The organism is Ochrobactrum teleogrylli, from assembly GCF_037482325.1.
Lineage (GTDB): Bacteria > Pseudomonadota > Alphaproteobacteria > Rhizobiales > Rhizobiaceae > Brucella > Brucella teleogrylli.
Map to the genome: position 1 here is coordinate 542,162 of NZ_JBBHKQ010000002.1, position 21,586 is coordinate 563,747.

Sequence of the window (21,586 nt, forward strand, 5' to 3'; positions counted from 1 at the left end):
AACAGCCGAACGGAGGACAAGAGTATGGAAGACGATGTGATTGTCCGGCTTGAGGGAATATCCAAGACCTTCCCGGGAGTTCGCGCGCTCAGCAAAGTCGATCTGACAGTTCGAGCTGGCGAAGTTCATGCCCTGACCGGCGAAAATGGCTCCGGTAAGTCGACACTTTCCAAAGTGATCGCCGGCCTTATTCAACCTGATGAAGGCAAAATCATCGTTGCTGGCGAGGAGTGCCGGATCGAGAGCCCGGTTCAGGCATTGCGCAAGGGCATTGTGATGATCAGCCAGGAGCTGACCCTCGCACAAACCCTCACGGTCGCCGAAAATATCTTTCTCGGTAGACTGCCAAGAACTCGTTTGGGCTTCATTGACTGGCCGCAGTTGGAAACAGATGCGCGTGCTGCCCTCGCGCGCCTCGGCGTTCATGTCTCACCGCGTGCTATCGTTTCTGAACTGAGTGTCGAACTTCGTCAGGAGATCGAGATCGCCCGCGCCCTGTCCTCCGATGCCCGGTTGCTCATTCTTGACGAGGCTACCAGCTCGCTATCGGAAGCCGCCACGGAACGTCTGCTTAATCTCGTGCGGCAAGAGCGGGATGCCGGTATGGCTATCTTGATGATAACGCACCGCATGCCAGAAATTTACGCAGTGTCTTCTGTCGCAACAGTCTTGCGCGACGGGACACTCGTGGCAACAGTTCCGCTTCCCGATACGCGCGAATCCGACCTTGTCCGGTTGATGGTTGGCCGAGAGATCAAGGATTTCTATGGCAAACGCATGACAGATACCGGCGAAACCGTTCTCCAAATCGACAACCTGCATACGCCCAAAGGCGTTCTGAAGCCGACCTCGCTTGCGGTCAACCGCGGCGAGATCATGGGCGTCGCAGGCCTTGTCGGATCGGGCAAATCCGAATTTGGCATGGCCCTTGGTGGCGCAATCGCCAGCGCTGGCACAGTCAGGGTCGCGGGACAGAACGTTCGATTGGGTGATCCACGCAAGGCCATCGCCGCCGGTATCGGTTATGTACCGGATGACCGTAAGGCATCTGCGCTCCTGCTTGTACGCAGCATACTCGAAAATTTCTCCCTTGCATGGATGGATAGGCTCTGTCCGTTTGGTTTGCTTAATAGCCGCAGGGAGCGCAAAGATGTTGGCGATGCGATCAGGGAATACCGTGTGGCCACTTCGTCGTCCGCCACTGCGATATCTACCCTTTCCGGTGGCAATCAGCAGAAAGTGATACTCGGCCGCACCTTCGTTCGCAAACCGGATGTGCTTGTGCTGAGCGAGCCCACGCGGGGCATAGATGTCGGCGCAAAAAGCGAGATTTATCGGATGCTGCAAGACGCAGCCGAAGCCGGTGCAGCGGTGATCGTGATTTCGTCTGAACTACCGGAACTTCTCGGAATTTGTGACCGGATTGCCGTCTTTTTCGAAGGCGAGCTGCAACAGGAATTCGGCCGTGACGAAGCCACCGAACAGGCCATCGCGCATGTCGCCGTTGCGGGAGGCGCCAGATATGAATATCCGACCCAACTATCCGGAGCACACCAATGACACTCACCCAACTGGAAAAGCAGACTGCGACCGGACGCTTTACGCCCGCGCCATCCCTGATCGTCCGTATTTTCCAAAATAGATATGCCGGCGCATTGGTCGCCCTTGTCATCGTCAGTATTTTCATGACGCTCACGCAGCCAGTGTTCCTCACCTGGCCCAACCTGATGAACATAGTTAAATCCAACAGCGTCATTTTCGTGCTGGCGCTGGGTGCAACTTACGTCGTTATATCGGGCAGCGTTGATTTGTCTGTTGCAAGTGCAGCAGCCGCGACCGCAATGATCTTCGGCCTGCTACTTCTCGCAGGCACTTCAGCTCCTATTGCGATCCTGATGGCATTGGCTTTTGGCGCACTGCTTGGCGCGATTAACGGCATGCTTGTTGCCTATTTCAAGATATCGTTCTTCGTTGTCACCCTTGGCACGCTCTCAATGTTTCAGAGCTTCGCGCTGATCATCAATGAAGGCACGAGCGTGAGCGTATTTTCCAGCGCCGGATTTAAGCCACTCAACACCTTCGTCAATGGCAGTATCGGCCCGTTCCCGATCATCCTTATTTTTGATTTAGCACTGCTATTGATCGCTGGCGGTATTCTCAAGTTTACAGCTTTCGGTCGTGCACTTTATGCGATCGGAGCGAATGCCGAGGCGGCACGCCTGAACGGCATTGACGTCAAGCGCGTTGTACTGATCGTCTTCATCATCGCAGGTTTGATGGCTGGCTTGGGAAGTATCGTTCAGGTTGGACGGCTGACATCGGCAGCGGCAGAAGTTGACCCAACACTGCTGATGACTGTGCTTGCCGCCGTCCTTATTGGAGGAACAGCCTTCACCGGTGGAGAAGGCGGCGTGTTCGGCACAATGGTAGGCGTCCTGTTCCTCGGCGTGGTACAGAACGGCCTGACACTGAGTGGCGTCTCGTCCTTCTGGCAGGGCATGGTAAGCGGCGCCATTCTCATACTAGCGGTCTGGCTTGGTGGTTTGCGGGAAATACTCCGTCGCCGACGTCAATCGACGATTGAGTGAGGGCGTTGGAGCAACCCGGGCTTCTGCCGTGAAACGGCGTATTCTATAGAATGTTCGATGCGGTCAGGTGCGGTTAGCCAAACTCCGCGACCTGACCGATCACAAAACGTTATTTACTCGGCGATAGGAAAACTGGTCAGCGAATAGCCGCGCTCAGGACCGTTCTTCCAACTGTCTATGTTCTCATAAGTGAACAACTTTGCCGCCACGATGATTTCCTTTTGCGGCGCACTAGCATCAGCCATAGCGCGTTCCATGGCGGTTGCGACAGCAAAACCGGTGGCATAGGAGTCCGGATCCCAGGTCCCGGTCAGGCGGCCTTCCTTAATGGCAGTGATAGCATCCGGGTCGCCATTGATACCGAAAACCATGATACCGTCTTCGTTCTTGCCATCATAAATCGACTTGCCACTTGCCAGTGCAGAAGCAGAAATACCGAGCGCACTCGCATCGTTGTAAGCCCAGAAAACCTCGGTATCCGGGAAACGTAACAGCTCGTCGGAGGCAAGGCTCCCGGCATTTGCTGTTGAATCCTTGGTGTTGTCCACTTGGTCGATGACATCAAGGCCAGCTGCTTTGGCGGCGGCGGTGAAGCATTTGACGTTGTTGACGATGGCTTCAACCGGCGGCCCCCCGAACACCACGACCTTGGCACCGGGTTTGCGCTTGGCGATCCAGGCGGCCTGCTGGTCATAAGCGCCGCCAGCCTTGCAGACATTGGTCTGCCACCAGACAGTGTTGGCGACACCTTCACCAACGGAGTTCAGGCCGATCACCGGCACCCCCTGCGATTTGGCGCGGTCATAGGCTCCTGCAACCGCATTCGCGTCGAGCGACCATGAGCCGATTGCTTTGGCACCCATCGTGAGAAGCGTATCGACATGCGAGACCTGGCGGTCGGCGGAGAGACCTGCATCGAGTACACGATACGTCCAACCTTTTTCCTTCGCAGCTTCCTCAATTGCAGCATTGATCATCTGCTGGCCCGGCTGTGCCGTGATCGGCGAAACATAGCCAACCAGATTCTGTGCCTGCGCGCTGGCGACGGACGCCAGCATAATTGCGGTGAAGGCGGTCCTTAGTTTTTTCATGGTCATGAACTCCCCTTTCTTATGTTTGGTCGAAGCATCGCTTTGTGCAAAGCCCGCATCTCGCCTGATCACATGCAAAACTGAAATTCCCCTGGGCATCCAATAGAATAGGTAGAGCCTATTGATAACAAACCGCTATGACGCGATTGCTTTGAAATATGCATCGGGAATTGAACGCAGTGGTCTTGATCAAGACCAAAGAGCGTGGATAATGAGAAAGTGCGAACCTGAAACGTACGAAGATACGGGGTAAGCATATCGCTGGGCATCGCCCGACAAATGGGACATCCGGACCACCGAGGCCGACATGCTGGATCAGCTGGCTTACGCTGCCGATAACAGGCAGGCGACCATCCGAGCTCTTTTCCTCGAGCCTATCGTCAATGAACTCGTACGCCTGCGTGCACCGCTCGACGATATCCTTTCGCGCCATGGTTTTTCAAAAGCCGACTTGCGGTCGCCATATAGCCGCGTTTCGTTGCGTCTTTATATCGAACTGATGGAAGATGCTGCGACCCATACCGGCAATCCCTATTTCGGGCTCGAACTCGGCTCAAGCTTTCGACTGCAACAACTGGGGCCGTTCTATGCGCTTATGAGCAACGCACAAAGCGTACGGTCGGCGCTTGATATCTTTGCTCGTTTCCAAACAGCCTGGCAGACCAGGACAAGCCTGCTGATCACGCGAGAAGCCGATACGACGAGCTATGCTTATGCCATTGAGGACCCATCTATCTGGCCCCGACATCAGGATGCCGAATTTACGCTCGGCGCCATTGCCGCGCTCATTCGTCAACTCGGGCTGCCTCGTTGGGTCCCGCAAAAGATTGAATTCGAACACGCGATGGACACGCGGGGCACGCGCCTGCGCGATTTCTTCGGTTCTCCCGTCGGCGGCAGGGCCCGCTTCAATTGTATGATCATCGCCAACGAGGACCTCGACCGCCCGCTACGATTAGGTGGAATGGCCGAGACTAAAGCAATGGCAGTCGTAGAACGCCATCTTCACGACCTGATGTTTGAAACGCCAGAAAACGGTCGGACGCTTAGCGAGGTGGTGACGAACTGCGTGGTCAAACGGCTGGGCCGAGCTTCCGTCGATCTCGATATTATCGCCAAGGAATTAAGTCTTTCACCCCGAAGCCTGCGACGGAAACTGGACGAGGAAGGCACCTCATTCAGAGAAATCCTTCAGTCCCAGCGGTTACTGAAGGCGGAAAATCTCTTGGCCAATGGCCGATTGCAGATATCTGAACTTGCGGCCTATCTGGGCTACTCCGACGTAGCGGTGTTTTCCCGCGCTTTCAAGATATGGACCGGTCTGTCGCCACGCGAGTACATCACAAAAGGACCGCTTGTGACAGCTCGGAAAATTTCGGCCTATTGAAATTCATCTTCCTCCTGCCTGTAACACAAGCTTTCGTGGCCTAAATTGCAAAATATTTGGCCACTTCCATCATCCCCGGTGTCGCTTGAACATGAGACATTTGCTGATCGAAGACCAGCAGAGTGCCATCATGCTTAAAGAACACGACCCCTCGCCTTTCGCCGTCAAAGCAACTCACCCGCTTGACCCTCTGTCGATCACCGAGATCGATGCCGCATGCAAGATTCTGCACGCGGCACGCGATCTTGGTCAGCTACCACGCTTTCCCTTCGTAGAGCTACGTGAACCGCCAAAGTCTGAAGTCGAAACTTTCACCGGGGGGGATGACTTTTCACGTATCGCTTTTGTCCTTGTGCTCGATATCGCCACAGGCCACGCTGGTGAGGCGTTGGTGGACTTGCGCACAGAACAGCTAGTGTCCTGGAAAGATCTCAAAACCGATCATGAGCACGGCCAACCGCCGATCATCGTCGAGGATTTCTTCCGGGCCGCCGATATTGTTAAAGCGGCGCCGGAATGGCGTTCGGCCATGAAACGCCGCGGGCTCACCGACAGCGAAATCGAACTTATCCAAATAGACCCGATCTCACCCGGTTATTTTGATTTCGAGCCCTATAAAGGCCGCCGTATATTGCGCGCTGTCTCCTACTATCGCGCTTACGAGCAGGACAATGCTTATGCTCATCCGATTGAAGGCATCGTTGCGGTGGTTGACCTCATAGAAGGCAAGGTTATCACCGTGGAGGATGACGGACGGCTCGTACCGATCCCCAAGCAACAATACAACTACGATAGCGCCTCCCTCGCTCCTGCACGTACCGATCTCAAACCGCTAGAAATCATTCAGCCAGACGGCCCAAGCTTTGCTGTCGATGGATGGAAAGTGACGTGGCAGGATTGGAAATTTCGCGTCGGGTTCACGCCCCGTGAGGGGCTGGTGCTTCATCAGCTTACCTTCCGTGATGGCGATGTCGACCGACCGCTGATTTATCGCGCGAGCATCACTGAAATGGCCGTACCCTACGCCGACCCTTCGCCACAGCATTTTGCAAAATGCGCTTTCGACGCTGGCGAATTCGGCCTTGGCAAGCTTGCCAACCAGCTGGAACTCGGTTGCGACTGTCTTGGCCACATTCACTATTTCAACGTGCCCGCAGCGGACGATTTCGGTCAGCCCTTCTTGATGAAAAATGCGATATGCATGCACGAGGAGGATTTCGGAATTCTGTGGAAACACAATGAATTCCGCTCCAACATTAGTGAGACGCGCCGCTCTCGCCGGCTCGTGATCAGTTTCTTCGCCACCGTTGGTAATTATGACTACGGCTTCTATTGGTATCTCTATCAAGACGGGACTATACAGCTCGAAGCCAAGCTGACCGGCATCGTCCAGACAGCGGCATTGCCGGATGGTGAACGATACCAGTGGGGCGGCATGATCGTTCCTTCGCTCGGTGGCCCCTCGCACCAGCATTTCTTCAACGCCCGCCTGCATATGACCGTCGACGGTAACGGCAACAGCGTTACCGAACACGACTATATCCGGGTGCCAATGGGGCCGGAAAATCCACATGGCAACGTTTTCAAGGTCAGCTCGACCGTGCTGGAGAATGAAGCCGATGCCGCGCGTGAAGCCGACGGATCGACAGGCCGGTACTGGAAGGTCATCAATCCCAACAAGTCCAACGACGTTGGTAACGCGCCGGGCTACAAGTTGGTTGTAATGCCATCGCCGACGCTGCTCGCCGATCCCGGCAGCTCTGTCTACAAGCGTGCAGGTTTCGCCTCCAAACATGTCTGGGTGACGCCATATGCACCGGAGGAACGCTTCGCCAGTGGTGATTACCCAAATCAGCACGGGGGCGAATGCGGTCTACCGGTCTATGTCAGACAGAAGCGCAGCATCGTCAATGAAGATATCGTACTCTGGCACAGCTTCGGCCACACGCATGTCTGCAAGCCCGAAGATTTCCCGATCATGCCTGTGGAATATGCGGGCTTTACCTTAAAACCCAACAACTTTTTCAAAACCAGTCCGGCGATGAAAGTCCCGGCATCGCAGCCAGGTGGTCACGGCTCAAAAACCCATACCTCTTGCTGTGGCGGCAAAGAATAGCCAAAACGACTTCAACACGACGCAGGTAACCTGAAGCATACAATAAAAGGGGAAAAAATGCCTGTTTCTTCAGCTTCACTATCCATCGAAGCGAGCGCTATCAGCGACGCTACCGACGAACAACTCGAACGAGGCGTGCTCGGCACGTCGGCTATCGTCTTCATGGTGCTGGCGGTCAGTGCACCGCTGGCCGTCGTCGTGGCGCTCATGCCGATAGCGCTGGCCTTTGGCAATGGTTCAGGCGTACCCGGCGCATGGCTTCTTGGAGGGGTCGCCATGCTTCTATTTGCAGTGGGCTATGTTCGGCAGATTCCCTATATCAAGAACGCCGGTGCCTTCTATGCCTATATCTCCGCGAGTGTCGGACGAACCATAGGATTGCCCGCTGCCTATATTGCCGCCGTCTCCTATCTGGCACTTTGCCTGTCGACGCTTTCGGCACTTTCTTTCTTTTGCGGCGACCTCTTTGCACTGGTAACGGGTCTTCAGACACCTTGGCTATTATGGGCCGCAATAAGCATTGTCATCGTTTCGATACTCGCATACCACCGCATCACGCTCGTTGCCACTGTATTGTCGATCGCGCTCTTAGCCGAGATCGCGATGATCATGCTGCTCAATATCGCTATCATATTTCAGAAAGGGTTGCCGGCATTCAACCTCGGCGATTTTTCACCGTCATCCGTTTTTGCCCCCGGTCTCGGCGTAGCGCTGATTTATTCCTTCAACAGCATGATCGGTTTCGAAAGCACGGCCATTTATCAGGAGGAAGCAAGCGACCGCAAGGTCACCATTCCCCGTGCAACTTACGTTTCCGTCATCATTGCTGGCTTGCTCTATGCGATGACCGCATGGTGCCTCTCTACCGCAATCGGCAGCCTTGAGGTTGCAAAGGTCGCGGAGGCAGATCCGGGCCATTTCGTTACTGCGCGGGCCAACGACTTCCTCGGTGCGTGGAGCGCGCATGCTTTCAGCTTTCTTGTGGTCACCAGCGCATTTGCCGCAGTTCTCGGCCTCTTCAATAACAGCGCCCGCTATATTTACGCACTCGCCCGCGACGGCGTACTACCGCAGCGATTGGCCAAAACGCATCCGGTCTATAAATCGCCCCATGTAGCGGGACTGTTCCTGACACTGGTTCTCTCAGTCATTACTGCGGCTGCCGCGCTCGCCGGTCTTGATCCGCTCCTCAATATCTCGCCCATGTTCGTAGGTCTCGGCTCGGTCGGCCTTATGACTCTTCTGGCGCTGACTGCGCTCGGCATTCCAGTGTTTTTTGCCAAACGCGGCACTTATGGGCTGACAACCACGTTAGCACCCGCACTCGGTGGCATCGCGATTGCAGCAGCCACGTGGCTCGCAGTCACCAACTACGAGGCGCTGACAGGTATAGATTCTCCATTGGTCAACGCTCTGCCATGGGGATTGGTCATCGTTGCCATCGCAGGTTTTCTGCAGGCTCTTTGGCTCCGTAGCAAACGACCGGAAGCATATCAGAAGATCGGCGCGTCGCGCATCGAAGATGCAAGCTAACACCTGAAGTCCTCAAGGGCAGCTGTTCCGTTGATGTATCCGCTCGATACAGCTTTCGGTGACCGCTGCCCCAATTCTTCACTGCTGCGGACGCTATAAAGATGACACTTGAGTTAATCCTTGCATCCGGAATGCTGACAGGACTGGCCAGCAGCCTGCACTGCGCTGGCCTCTGTGGCGGCGTCGCCTCGATGTTTGTTACCGTCTCTCAGCCCGCTGGCGGGTTCTCCACGAGCCAGCGACTGAATTTTCTCGTCAGGATGCAGCTGGGTCGCGCTACAGTCTACGTCGCGGCGGGAATGGTTGCAGGCAGCCTCGGCTATTATATCCAGAGCATGATGCTGCTGGCTGGCTTCCAGAATTTCCTCAGATACGTCGCAGCATTTATGATTATTCTGACGGGGCTTTCAATCATCGGCTTCCTGCCGTCACCTTCAAAGCTCGAAGGCAGGTTCAGTTTTTTCGCCATAATGCAAAAATCGGCGTTGAAACTGCGACCGCGCTCGCCCTACCAGCTTGGCGCTGCACTGGGATTGGCGCCCTGTGCAATGGTGCTCAATGCGCTACTCACTGCTGCTCTTTTCAGCGATATAGCTGCCGGTGCACTCTACATGTCCGGTTTTGCCGTTGTAGCATTACCTGGCGTTGTCATCTCGGGCTTTGGGATATCAAGCATGTCGAGCCTTGGCCTATCAGCCAAACGAAACCTCCGGCGGATAGTGGGCACCGCCCTCGTGGTAACCGGCGTGTTCTTCACCACTATACCCGAAGCGTCGATTTCAGCTCTCTGCCTCGGATAGCCCTTTCAACCAGCGACGAGCGCCAGCACCCTGAGAGGGCTACCTGAACCATGTTTAATCTTCAAAGGTGCGGCCATAATGACTGAACCTTTGGGAGGCAGTTGGTCGAGATTTGCAAGACATTGCAAACCATAGCGACCTGCGCCATGGAGATAATGATGGGCGGGATAAGGCGGGCTGAAATGTCCAGCCTGCCCCGCATCGGTGCCAATCGTCTCCGTGCCGAAGCCGATAATGTCCCGTTCCTCAACCAGCCAGCGCATAACCTCAACGTCCGGACCGGGCGTATGGGCACCATCATCGGCGAGATTGGCATAGTCGCGGCCCGATTTTTTCGACCAGTCGGTCCGCAGCAACACCCAACTACGCGGGGCTATAGGACCGTGAATGGCCTCCCAAGCTTCTACATCGGAAACTGTCAGCAGATAATCTGGATCGAGTGCGGATTGCCTTGAACAATCGATAACGTTTGCGGGCGCCAGCATATGGGCAGTCGGTAGCGTATCAACAGTGTTTAGCGGTAAGTCTTTGCCCGTGAACCAGTGGATTGGTGCGTCGAAATGCGTACCCGTATGTTCACCAAAGGAAATATTGTTCCAGTACCAGCCCGGACCGCTGCCATCATAACAGGATATGCGTTCGATGCGGAAAGGCGCCGATTGGCCCAGCTCCGGCGGCATGATGATGGTCGGGAAATTGGGGCTCAGCGTGTGTGTCAGATCCACTAGCTTTAATTCACCACTGGCGATCTGAAGCGCCAGTGCTGCAAGAACGGAGTCGGGTGTCTGGGCCGCGCTGCTCATAGACCGATCTCCCGTTCCAATGCTTTCGGATTGGCGGCAAACCGGTCGCGAACATCCTTCGCAACATCGCCGACATAGATTTCTTCAAGGCCGCGGCGCAAGCCGTCAAGGATAGCTTCGGCAAGCTGTATCGGAGCAACCTTTGGCGGAGGCACTGTTTGAAACCACTCCGTATCCAAAGGTCCCGCGAAAGCATTAAGCAGCTTGATGCCGCCTGGTCTCAACTCCGCCCTTAGCCAGTGCGAAAGTGAGAGACACGCAGCGTTCAGCATCGACAATGCGCCATATGCTGGCAGGTTGGAAAACGCATAGACAGAAAGCACATTTACCCAAGCCGCTGCCGAGTTCGTACCATCAGCGCCTCGGCTTACCATGATTGGACCAAAAGCTTGTGCCAGCCGCATCGAGCCCGCAAGCATCACCTCTGCACCTTCCATCAGCTTGCGCGCCCCACTCGGATCAAAGAGTTGGACCGGTCGCGTATGGTCTGCTGTATTGATCAGAATATCGATCTTCGCGCCGATAACGGCCGCAAGGTCGCTAACGGATTGCTCGTCTGTCACATCCAGCGGCACAATCTCCACGCCTTCGATTGCGCGCAGCATGTGCTCACCGAGAAATGGTTTCCATGGTTCCGAAACCCCAACGAAAACGCGGGCAGCGCCTGCTCTGACCAGCGATTGCGCCAACGCCTGTCCAACGGAGTTGCGACCGTCTGTGATCAGCACGCGCCTGAATTTCGGATCAGCGGTCAATTCACGCCACGCAGGATCGTCAAGCATGTCGTCTGTTCCCTTCAAAGGCAATGCGCAGATTACAGGCTGGCCCGCTTTGTCGAGTTGCAGCGTCAGCCGAACCTTATCGCCCTCTACGCATTCGCCATGGAGGTTCGCGATAATTTGTGGACCGCACTCAGACGTGACAATGCCTTGTCGCCAGGGTGTGCGCTCACGAAAATAGCTGTCACTGGTAATGTGGATTGTCGTAGCGGAAACCAGTTTTCCGCCACTGGGCGCGTCGACAAATGCAAGCTTGTGCGACAGGCAGTTCGGGCAGGCATCGCGTGGCGGATAAGTAAATTGCCTGCACTCTTCGCAACGTTGAAGAGCAAAACGGCCCTCGGCAGCTGCGAGCGTAAGCCCATGCGCCGTGCGGCTGCGAGCAGATGGTGGCAAGAGTGGCTGTCGTGTACGAGCAAGCGGATTTTTTCGCTTTGGTCGAGCAAGTGGTTCAGTCATGCGTTCCCTCCCGCGAAAATAACAGCGCCAGATGAAAGCCCGCGGTCGTAATTAATCATTCCGAAACCAGAGGCGAGGCTGATGCGGGCATTTTTGACCTGCGCCGCACCCGCTACTCCCATTACCTGTCGCATGGCCTCCACAATGCCAAGATGACCGCCCGCCGCACCGGCCTGGCCGACGGAGAGTTGGCCGCCACTGGTGTTATGCGGGAACGAGCCGTCTATTTCGAATGTATGGCTGCGGACGAAATCCGGCCCCTCGCCCTTCTTGCAGAACCCCAGATCCTCGAACTGCATCATGGAGATGACGGGGTAATCGTCGTAGGTTTGCACCACATCGATATCGTTCGCAGTAACGGAAGCCATGGCGTAGAGATCGTCGATATCGCGCGCCCAGCCACCACGATATTGCACCTCGTCGTCAGCATAAGCATGATGGCGCTCTATCGTCGAAAGAATATGGACAAATGGGAGGTTCAGGGCTTTCGCTGTTTCCTCACGCATTATCAAAAATGCTTCCGCGCCCGCGCAAGGCATGACACAATCAAAAAGGTGGATCGGGTCGGAAACCGGTCTCGCCGCCATATATTGCTCAAGGGTCAGCGGCTTTTTCATTAGCGCAAATGGATTGCGAAGTGCATTGGTCCGCTGGGCGACACAGAGCTTGCCAAAATCTTCCCGCTTGGCTTCAAAACGGTTCATGTAATGGCGAGCAATGAGCGCAAAACTGGCATTGGCCCCGCCCGCCCCATAGGGATATGTCGCGTCCTGCGCGAAGCGTGAGAAATTGGCGAGCGTCTTGCGAAAACTATCGACGTGGTTGGTATCACCAGCAACGCAGGCGACAATATCCGCATCTCCCGCCTGCACAGCCCGTGCTGCACGTCGAAGCGAGATAATGCCGGAAACGCCCCCCATTGGCACATGATCGAGCCAGCGGGGCGACAAGCCAAAATGCTGGGTCAACCCGATCGCCGTGTCTGGCGCGGTCGAAAAACTTGCCATCGCGAAGCCGTCAAAGTCGCGATGGCTGATACCTGCGTCCTTGGCCAATGCCCTTAATGCGCGGCCGATCCACCAATGTGCGCTCTGGATGGAAAACCGCTCGTAAGGCACGGTTACCGGCACCGTGGCGACAATTCCCTCATAGGACTTCCGCGCAAGTTTACCTGCCATCAGCCTTGCACCACCTTGTGACGGATACGCGCCTTCAGGTCTCTCAGGTCGATTGCTGAGCCGAGACGCACCAATTCCGCGGCCATGGTTTTGATCTCGCCGCGTTGCAGCTTTTGAGTGGAACTAAGCGGCAGCGAACTGATGAAGGCGACATAGCCTGGCAACTTGTGATAGGCGAGCCGCTCCGCGCTGTCCCGGACAACGGCCTCCGCCAGCATGACGGGGTCGTCATGGCCGGCGCCTTCCGCCCGCACGAAAAAGGCGAACACTTCTTCGCCTCGTAACTCGTCTGGAACCGGCGTTACCGCTGTTGCCTTTATAGCGGGATTGCCGCCGAGTGCCGCTTCGACTTCAAGGACGGCGATGTTCTCGCCGCTGCGACGGACAATACTTTTCTTGCGATCGAAGAAATAAAGCAGGTGATCGTCATCCTCATAAACGACGTCACCTGTGTGGAACCAACCGCCGGCCCAAGCCTCCTCGGTCGCCTTTTCGTCCTTGAGATAGCCTGAGAAAAAGCCTTGACGCGGATCGTTACCAGCCGCGCGCACGATCAGTTCGCCCGGTTTGCCACGCTCGACATCGCAATCCAGATCATCAACAATCCGATATTCCATGCCGTCCCGTGCACGACCGATGCAACGCAAGCCAGGTGTGTAGGCATCACGAGCCGTGCCGGTACAGGCCCGCCCCCCCGTCTCGGTCATCGCCCACGCTTCGATGATCGGAATGCGATAGCGTTCCTCGAATTCGATTTTGTGCTGGGCATCAACGCCCGGTCCCAGTGAAAACTTGACCTTGTGGTCGCGATCAAAGGGGGTTTCGGGAAGCCTGAGCAAAATCGCAGGGATAACACCAAGACAATGAATAATAGTTGCGCCGGAGTCGCTGACCGATTGCCACCAGCGGCTGGCATGAAAGCGATCTAGCGGTACAATGGCACCGCCCGACACGATCATTCCGAGTGCCGTACAGCCGAGCGCGTTCATGTGGAACATGGGCAGCGGCGTAAGTGCAACTTCGCAGTTCGGTTTGATTTCACCAATACCGCCCTGGGTGACATACCAGTCGGCGAGCGTCATGAAATAGGTGTTGGAAAGAATGCAACCCTTGGGTTTTCCTGTGCTGCCGGAAGTAAAAAGCAGCGCGCATTCGTCGTCTCCATTGCCCTTCGGCTTTCCCGCCACCGATGTCGTAGGAGGAAGGGACCCGCCCGCTTCAGCCACACGAACATATTCGCTTTCGAAGCCCGACAATGCAGGCGCGTGGACAGAGTAAGTGACGATCAAATCCGCATCGGCGATTTCGAGTTGATAATCGAGTTCTGCGGGACGAAGGTCCGGATTGATAGGGACGATCGAGACACCGATGCCGTTGAGTGCCAGCCAGTGGCTGAAAAATTCCGGTCGATTTTCAAGGAGCAGCGCAACTCGATGGCCTGCGCCATATCCAGCCGCAATAAAGCGTGCCATGATCTCCCTAACCTCAGCATATACTTCACCATATGTTTTTCGAAACCCGTCCGGCGCATAAGCGAGACCGGCACTCGCCGGAGCGATCAACATCGGTGCGTCGGGTTGAGCTTTGGCTTGGGCTTCGAAAGCGAGAAAAGGTGAATGCATGAAAAGGCCCTCATGCCACTGCGGCATTATTAGTTGTCGCATAGGAAAAGTTTTCCAAGGGATAGTGGGGCGAGGCTCAAAGGGTCCAATATAATTGCTTGCCATAACAAATCGCATATTGTTATCAATCATCATGGATCTGAGACAAATTCGATATTTCATAGCAGTGGCCGAAGACGAGCATTACGGGCGTGCCGCGGAACGCATCCATATCGCCCAACCCGCGCTCAGCCGACAAGTCCAGCTACTCGAAGCAGAGCTTGGGGTGACGCTATTTGATCGTTTGCCGCGCGGTGTGAGACTGTCGGCGGCGGGGCGGACATTTCGGGATCATTGTCGCGAAATTCTTGTGGACCTCAGTCATGCTGTCAGTGAGGCACAATCGGTCGCTCGCGGTGAGTCTGGCATGCTGAAGCTCGGCTTTATCGAAGTCGCCGCGTGGAGCGGCGTCATTCCTGAAACGATCATGGAGTTTCGCAGCAGCAGCCCCGGAGTTAGTCTGGTACTGAGCGCGATGACAAGTCTCGACCAAATCGAAGCCATATACGATGGCAGAATCGATGCGGGATTTCTCTATAATCCACCTGCCGATCCCCTCCTGACGATAAAACCGATCACGCGCCATTCGGTGCTGCTCGCAGTGCCCGTCAACTCGGAATTTGCAGGCCGGAAATCGGTAAATGTGTCAGAACTGGCGGGGCAACGGATGATTCAGTTCCATCGTCGCGAAAGTCCTGCCTACTATGACGAAATGCACCGTGGTCTGTTCCAGGCGGGCGTTGCAGTCGATGTAGTGCACGAAGCCGAGAATGAGGCGGAAATGCTGGCGCTCGTCACCACCGGCCTTGGAAATGCGCTGGTCAACGAATGCCAGAAATGGCGCAAGCCTCTCGGCGTGGAACTGCTGCCTGTCGATGGATTGGATGTGGGGCTCAATCTCGCTTTGGTGTATGGGTCCAGCCAGTCTGTCCCTGCGCTCACAAGATTTCTTTCTCTGTTGGAACACTAGAAATCCAGAACAAACAAAGCAGGCGAGACTTGATGGCGATAACGTTATGCGATCAATCTACTGCCTCGATACTATTGGACCTTCAGGGGTCTCCAATGGTCAATTTCGTCATCAGCGACGAAAAGACGATCAAACAAGATCGCTAAAGGGAAGTGACATGACCGGTAGGCTATATTGCCGATCCGAACTGGGAGTGAATTGAAATGCTTGCGTTGATAGAACGAGCTGGCGGAGCAGCCATGCGTATTCCAGCAGGTAAATTGCTGATCGCTGGAAAATGGCAGGACCCTGTCGATGGCCGCACTATCCCCGTTTATGATCCCGCGACTGAAGAGAAGATCGCTGATATAGCGGCTGCCTCTGCGGTCGATGTCGACTACGCGGTGCAAGCTGCTCATCGGACCTTCGAGAGCACACTCTGGCAAAAGATGCGTCCGCTGGATCGCGGTCGACTGCTCGAAAATCTGGCGTTGTTAGTTGAGCGTGACGCAGAAGAGCTGGCGCGCCTGGAAACGCTGGACAACGGCAAGCCCTATCTGGTTTCAAAGAACATTGACCTGAAGTTTACCGTCGATGCGCTGCGTTACTACGCGGGATGGGCATCGAAGATTAATGGCGAATATATCACGCTTTCACCCTTTTTTGACGATGGAGGCACCTATCGCGCCTACACCGAACGCCGTCCTGTGGGTGTCGTGGGTGGTATCACGCCCTGGAATTTCCCGCTCGGTCAGGCAATTCAGAAGATCGCGCCAGCTATTGCCTTTGGTTGCACGATTGTATTGAAGCCCTCGGAAGAGGCCTCTCTGACAACGCTTCGACTGGGTGAACTGATCCTCGAGGCCGGCATTCCCGACGGCGCTATCAACATCGTTACCGGCCATGGACATGAGGCCGGTCAGGCTATCGTTGACCACGAGCTCGTGCGCAAGATTGCCTTTACAGGCTCGACCGCCACGGGCCAGCGCATTCTCCAATCTTCGGCGCGCCAGATGAAGCGCGTGACGCTCGAACTTGGTGGCAAGTCTCCGACGATTATATTGGCCGATGCGGATATCGATAAAGCAATACCCGGTGCGGCGAACGCGATTTTCCCCAACTCGGGACAGGTCTGCACCGCCGGTTCCCGGCTCTTTATCGACGCCTCGATTTTTGATGAAGTAACCAATGGGGTGGCCCAGATAGCCAAGGAATTGCGTCTCGGCAGCGGTTTCGATCCGTCGACCCAACTTGGCCCGTTGATCTCTGCTCGCCAGATGGAACGTGTCTCATCGCTAGTCGCGAGTGGCATCGAAGAAGGCGCAGAACCGCTGTGCGGTGCGAGCCGCGCCGACACAACGGGCTATTTCTACCAGCCGACCGTATTGACCAAAGGCCGCCGCGACATGCGGATTACCCGTGAGGAAGTGTTCGGCCCGGTGGTGATGGCGATGCCTATCGAAGATCCACGCCAGATCAAGGCGTTCGCCAACGATACCGAATTCGGATTAGGTGCCAGTATCTGGACCAAAGATATCAATAAGGCCCATCTGTTGGCCAGTCAGCTGGACGCGGGCACCGTCTGGATCAATACGCACAACATTCTCGATACCGCCATGCCCTTCGGCGGCGCGAAGCTCTCAGGACTCGGCCGCGAATTCGGCACCGAAGTGGTCCATGCCTATACCGAACCGCGCGCTGTCTGCATGCGACTGGAATCGCCCGACTTCGACTAAACAAAGACTTGAGCACATTGCTGAGCAAACTGAACCGGGATTAGGCGTTCCGGTAACGGGGTGAATTTGGCCCTAGACAGGCTACTCCTCAAAGCTTGTTTGCCGGTCCCAGGGAGAAGTGCAATGAAGGATCAGCTTGATGCGCTGGCAAATGAAGTCACGGACAAGGTGATTGCATGGCGGCGGCATATACACGCCAACCCAGAGCTGTCCTTTCAGGAGCAGGATACCGGCGAATTCATCGTCGATACATTGCGATCCTTCGGCAACATCGAAATCTCCCGGCCGTCAGGCACGAGCGTAGTCGGACGGTTGGTGGGCGCAATGCCCGGCCCGACGATTGCGATACGCGCCGATTTCGATGCTTTGCCGATCACTGAAGATACAGGTTTGCCCTTTGCATCCCGAAATCCGGGTGTCATGCACGCCTGTGGTCATGACGGGCACACGGCTATTCTGCTGGGCACGGCCGCCGTGCTGTCGCAAATCAGTAACAGAATAGAAGGTGAAATCCGCTTCCTGTTCGAAAATGGTGAAGAAACACCACCCGGAGGAGCTCTGGGAATGATCGCTAATGGGGCAATGAAGGGCGTGGACAGGGTGATCGGCCTGCACCTCTGGTCACCCTACGAGATTGGCGTAGTGCAGGTGAACGCCCGGCATGTGATGGCTGCTTGTGACATCTTCAAGATTACAGTCAAAGGCAAGGGCGGCCATATTGGTGCTCCCCATGCCGCCGTCGATTCCATCTCAATCGCAGCACAGATCGTCACCAACCTGCAGCACCTCGTCGCCCGGGAGATTGATCCGCTACACTCGGCGGTAGTCGGCGTTACCGAATTCCATTCCGGTCGATCTGTCGGTGTCATTCCAGCGACTGCAACAATCAGCGGCGGCATCAACACCTTCGACCCCGGCATTCGCGACCTGATCGAGCGTCGCATCGGTGAAATCGCCACCGGCATCTGTGCAACACACGGCGCGGCTTGTGATTACGAATATACCCGTGTCTACGACAGTGTGGTCAATGACCCGCAAACTGCATCTATTGTCTCGGGTGTAGCCACCGCACTTTTCGACTCCAGAAAGGTCGGCGAACTACCGCCAATCATGCCGGGAGAAGACTTTTCTGCCTTCGGAAAGAAGGCACCATCCTGCTTCGTGCTGTTGGGCGCCGGTAATGCTGCCAAAGGCATCACCGCACCGCATCACGATGTCGCTTTCAACTTCGACGAGGACGCGCTTGCCATGGGTGTTCGACTATTCGTCCATTCTGCCTTCGCCCTCCTCCAACGGACTGCCGACGCCAAACCCGCCTGAAATCTCACAATGCCGTAACAACAGAGGTTCCGAATGAATGCGCTTAGTAACGATTTAAATCTTCTCGGAGCCGAAAGTCGCGCGTTTCTGCGTCAGGAACATGGTCTTCGCATCGGTGGGCGCACTGTTGCCGCCTCCGGTGGGAAAACCATTCCAATGGTCGACCCTAGTTCCGGTGACACGGTCGGATATGTGCCAGAAGCTACAGCCGAAGACGTGAACGCGGCAGTCGGCGCAGCCCGCCACGCGCTGGAAAATGGTCCGTGGTCGCGCATGCGACCTCACGAACGAGCGCTCGCCATGTCTAGGCTGGCCGATCTGATCGAACACAATAGCCGTGAACTTTCAGAACTGGAAACCATTAACAGCGGTCGATTGATCGCCAATACCCGTCTCTTCGACGTTGAATTTTCTGCTCATACGCTGCGTTATATGTCGGGCTGGGCAACGAAGATTGAGGGGCGCACCGTCGATATTTCCGCGCCCTACATGCCGCAGGGCGAGTTCTTCGCCTTTACCCAGCGCGAGCCCATCGGGACTGTCGCTGGCATTACGCCATGGAATGTTCCTCTCTGTCAGGCCGTGTGGAAAATCGCACCCGCCTTGGCCGCTGGTTGCACGATAGTCCTCAAGCCTGCAGAGCCGACACCGCTGACTGCGCTTCGCCTTGCCGATCTCGCGCTTGAGGCCGGCATCCCGGAAGGTGTTCTCAATGTGGTCACCGGTTCCGGCGCCGACACGGGAGCCGCACTTGTGAAACATCCGGGCGTCGATAAAATCTCCTTCACCGGCTCGACCGCGACTGGCAAGCTGATTGCCTCACACGCGGCAGCGACCTTCAAAAAGTACAATCTGGAACTTGGTGGCAAATCGCCGGTCGTCATTATGGCTGATGCAGATCTGGAAAAAGCCATTCCTGGCGCGGCCTGGGCAATCTTCGGCAATCATGGTCAAAATTGTTGTGCCGGGTCACGGCTCTATGTGCATGAAGCAGTTTTCGATAAGGTACTCGAAGGAGTAGCGGAGATCGCCCGCTCCATCCGGCTTGGACCCGGTCTCGATCCACAAAGCCAGATGGGGCCTCTGGTCAATCGCGCGCAACAGGAACGCGTACTCAGCTATATCGAAACTGGTAAACGCGAGGGCGCATCTGTGTTGATAGGTGGCGAAGCGGTCGATCATGCGGGCAGTTATGTTAAACCAACGGTGTTGGTGAACACCAACCAACATATGCGCGTGGTTCAAGAGGAAATTTTCGGTCCGGTTCTTGTAGCGTCGAAATTCACCGATGAAGCCGAGGCTCTCAAGCTGGCCAATGATTCCGAATATGGGCTCGGTGCCAGTATCTGGACCCGTGACATCAGTCGCGTGCACCGGTTCATCCGCAGTTTCAAAGCTGGCAACATCTGGGTCAATGTCCATAACGTACTCGATACGGCGCTACCCTTTGGCGGCACCAAGAATTCGGGCGTCGGACACGATTTGGGCGAGCAATCGGTACTTGACCATACCCGTATCAAAGCTGCGGTGGTTTCGCTCTAAATGTCATCAAATTCAATGAGCGCTTCAGCGCGCGACATCACCGTCCAGCCATTCATCGAGGGGATTGTGGAGCGGTTCGGACCGAAGCAGCGCACCCTGCCGCAAATTTTGATCCAGCAGGCGGAACGTTACCACGACCGGCGGCTTGCTGTTCTCGGCAACACCGTCTGGACCTATAATGACGCCCGCGATATCGCCGGACGCGCTGGCGCGCTACTGGCATCCGCTGGTATCATTGCAGGCGACCGGGTGGCAATTTTCTGTTCCAACCGATCTGAATTCCTGGCGGTCTTTCTTGGCTGCGCCTGGATCGGAGCGATCATGGTGCCAATCAACACAGCCTCGCGTGGGAGCCAGTTACAGCACATCCTCGTGAACTGTCGCGCGCGACTGCTCGTCGTTGAGGCCGCTTTCGCCACAGTCTTTGATGAACTTTCGGAGGCTTTAGATAGCGTGGAGACAATCTGGACGATTGGTGGCGCCGTAGATGTGGTGGGGGAAATGCCCGCGCGCGCGCTGCCTGAATTCCCCGCTTCAATTTCTCCACATGCGGTAAAACCGGGGGACACCTGCGCCATTCTTTATACCTCCGGCACGACTGGCCCAGCCAAAGGGGTTTGCTGCCCGCAAGCCCAGTTCTTCTGGTGGGGCGTGGGGACCGCGCGTGGGTTGGGAATACGCGAAGACGACGTGCTGCTGACAACTTTGCCACTCTTCCATACCAATGCGCTCAATTGTTTCTGGCAGGCGTTGCTCACGGGGTCGACCTATGTGCTGGAGCCGAAGTTCTCCGCCTCCGGCTATTGGAAAGCGGTGAAGCATCACAAAGCCACCATCGGCTATTTTCTCGGTGCCATGGCGGCTATACTTCTCTCACGACCACCGGAAGATTCCGATATCCAGCATTCAATGCGCACGGCTCTCGGCGGCGGCGTGCCTGAGCGTTTTCACAAGCCGTTTTTGGAACGGTTCGGTGTACCGCTCCTTGACGCTTATGGCTCAACCGAAACTAACTTCGTCTTCGCTAGCAACATTCCCCCGGCAAAGCCAGGCACGATGGGCTACCTCTGCCCCGGCTTTGACGCGCGCATTGTCGATGAAGATGACGTAGATGTTCCCGAGGCCGAACCGGGCGAGCTTCTTCTTCGCGCTGATGAACCCTTCGCCTTTGCCACCGGCTATTTTGGTATGCAGGATAAAACCGTGGAGGCATGGCGCAATCTCTGGTTCCACACGGGAGATCGCGTTGCCCGCGATCCTGATGGCAACTACCGTTTTATCGACCGGATGAAAGACGTAATTCGTCGTCGCGGCGAGAATATCTCGTCATGGGAGGTCGAGCAGGTGCTTCTGTCACACCCGGCGATTTCATCCTGCGCCGTTTATGCCGTTCCTTCTGACTTTGGGGAAGACGAGGTGATGGCGGCGATCCTGCCGGAAAGCGGGAACCGGATCGATCCGATCGATATCGTGGATTTCTGCAATAGCAGACTTGCCTATTTCGCCGTTCCACGCTTCATCGACATCGTGAGCCAACTGCCGCTGACCGAAAATGGCAAGATTCGTAAAGCGCTACTCAGGCAGACTGGTATCACAGCGACCGCCTGGGACAGAGAAGTCGCAGGCTATGTGCTCAAGCGCTGA

The 21,586-nt window shown here is 55.9% G+C and carries 16 protein-coding genes; 11 read left to right on the forward strand and 5 right to left on the reverse strand.

Annotated features, from left to right (window positions below):
• Window positions 1-24 precede the first annotated feature (24 nt).
• Window positions 25-1,560 carry a sugar ABC transporter ATP-binding protein gene (locus WIX40_RS20100; protein WP_339441697.1) on the forward strand — a complete coding sequence of 512 codons (1,536 nt, stop codon included), beginning with the start codon at window positions 25-27 and terminating at the stop codon, window positions 1,558-1,560.
• Window positions 1,557-2,588 carry an ABC transporter permease gene (locus WIX40_RS20105; protein WP_171319536.1) on the forward strand — a complete coding sequence of 344 codons (1,032 nt, stop codon included), beginning with the start codon at window positions 1,557-1,559 and terminating at the stop codon, window positions 2,586-2,588. Before WIX40_RS20100 ends, WIX40_RS20105 begins: the two co-directional genes overlap by 4 nt.
• 113 nt (window positions 2,589-2,701) lie before the next feature.
• Here the strand turns inward: WIX40_RS20105 and WIX40_RS20110 are convergent, their stop codons facing one another.
• Window positions 2,702-3,679: a sugar ABC transporter substrate-binding protein gene (locus WIX40_RS20110; RefSeq protein ID WP_339441700.1), complete on the reverse strand. Its 978-nt coding sequence runs from the start codon at window positions 3,677-3,679 to the stop codon at window positions 2,702-2,704.
• 307 nt (window positions 3,680-3,986) lie between these two features.
• On the opposite strand from WIX40_RS20110, the gene WIX40_RS20115 reads away from it, so the two are divergent.
• The 4 genes from WIX40_RS20115 (at window position 3,987) to WIX40_RS20130 (ending at window position 9,515) form a co-directional block, all read left to right on the forward strand.
• Window positions 3,987-5,066 (forward strand): AraC family transcriptional regulator, encoded by a 1,080-nt coding sequence (locus WIX40_RS20115; RefSeq protein ID WP_339441701.1) that lies wholly within the window; start codon window positions 3,987-3,989, stop codon window positions 5,064-5,066.
• Between the two features lie 130 nt (window positions 5,067-5,196).
• Entirely contained in the window at window positions 5,197-7,182 is a 1,986-nt protein-coding gene (locus tag WIX40_RS20120; protein WP_171319576.1) for a primary-amine oxidase, read from the forward strand.
• Window positions 7,183-7,239: 57 nt separating this feature from the next.
• Window positions 7,240-8,715, forward strand: coding sequence for an APC family permease (locus tag WIX40_RS20125; RefSeq protein WP_339441702.1), 1,476 nt, complete (start codon window positions 7,240-7,242; stop codon window positions 8,713-8,715).
• 131 nt (window positions 8,716-8,846) lie between these two features.
• A complete protein-coding gene (locus WIX40_RS20130) occupies window positions 8,847-9,515 on the forward strand; it encodes a sulfite exporter TauE/SafE family protein (protein WP_339441703.1) in 669 nt (222 codons plus the stop codon).
• 5 nt (window positions 9,516-9,520) lie between these two features.
• Here the strand turns inward: WIX40_RS20130 and WIX40_RS20135 are convergent, their stop codons facing one another.
• From WIX40_RS20135 to WIX40_RS20150, 4 genes are read right to left on the reverse strand one after another with little or no spacing between them, the layout of a single operon-like run.
• Complete coding sequence (locus WIX40_RS20135; protein WP_339441704.1) at window positions 9,521-10,318, reverse strand: cyclase family protein; 798 nt, start codon at window positions 10,316-10,318, stop codon at window positions 9,521-9,523.
• Entirely contained in the window at window positions 10,315-11,556 is a 1,242-nt protein-coding gene (locus tag WIX40_RS20140) for an SDR family NAD(P)-dependent oxidoreductase (protein WP_339441706.1), read from the reverse strand. Before WIX40_RS20140 ends, WIX40_RS20135 begins: the two co-directional genes overlap by 4 nt.
• Complete coding sequence (locus tag WIX40_RS20145) at window positions 11,553-12,734, reverse strand: thiolase family protein (RefSeq protein ID WP_339441708.1); 1,182 nt, start codon at window positions 12,732-12,734, stop codon at window positions 11,553-11,555. The genes WIX40_RS20140 and WIX40_RS20145 overlap by 4 nt, the downstream gene beginning before the upstream one ends.
• Entirely contained in the window at window positions 12,734-14,356 is a 1,623-nt protein-coding gene (locus WIX40_RS20150) for an AMP-binding protein (RefSeq protein ID WP_339441709.1), read from the reverse strand. Before WIX40_RS20150 ends, WIX40_RS20145 begins: the two co-directional genes overlap by 1 nt.
• Before the next feature lie 133 nt (window positions 14,357-14,489).
• Here WIX40_RS20150 and WIX40_RS20155 point away from each other — a divergent pair, with 133 nt between their 5' ends.
• The 5 genes from WIX40_RS20155 to WIX40_RS20175 all read left to right on the forward strand — a co-directional run bounded on the left by WIX40_RS20155 (window position 14,490) and on the right by WIX40_RS20175 (window position 21,586).
• A complete protein-coding gene (locus tag WIX40_RS20155) occupies window positions 14,490-15,365 on the forward strand; it encodes a LysR family transcriptional regulator (RefSeq protein ID WP_339441710.1) in 876 nt (291 codons plus the stop codon).
• A gap of 239 nt (window positions 15,366-15,604) precedes the next feature.
• Entirely contained in the window at window positions 15,605-17,080 is a 1,476-nt protein-coding gene (locus WIX40_RS20160; RefSeq protein ID WP_339441712.1) for an aldehyde dehydrogenase family protein, read from the forward strand.
• Window positions 17,081-17,203: 123 nt separating this feature from the next.
• Window positions 17,204-18,400 carry an amidohydrolase gene (locus WIX40_RS20165; RefSeq protein WP_339441713.1) on the forward strand — a complete coding sequence of 399 codons (1,197 nt, stop codon included), beginning with the start codon at window positions 17,204-17,206 and terminating at the stop codon, window positions 18,398-18,400.
• Window positions 18,401-18,433: 33 nt separating this feature from the next.
• Entirely contained in the window at window positions 18,434-19,942 is a 1,509-nt protein-coding gene (locus WIX40_RS20170; RefSeq protein ID WP_339441715.1) for an aldehyde dehydrogenase family protein, read from the forward strand.
• Between the two features lie 66 nt (window positions 19,943-20,008).
• Window positions 20,009-21,586, forward strand: coding sequence for an ATP-dependent acyl-CoA ligase (locus WIX40_RS20175; protein WP_339441717.1), 1,578 nt, complete (start codon window positions 20,009-20,011; stop codon window positions 21,584-21,586).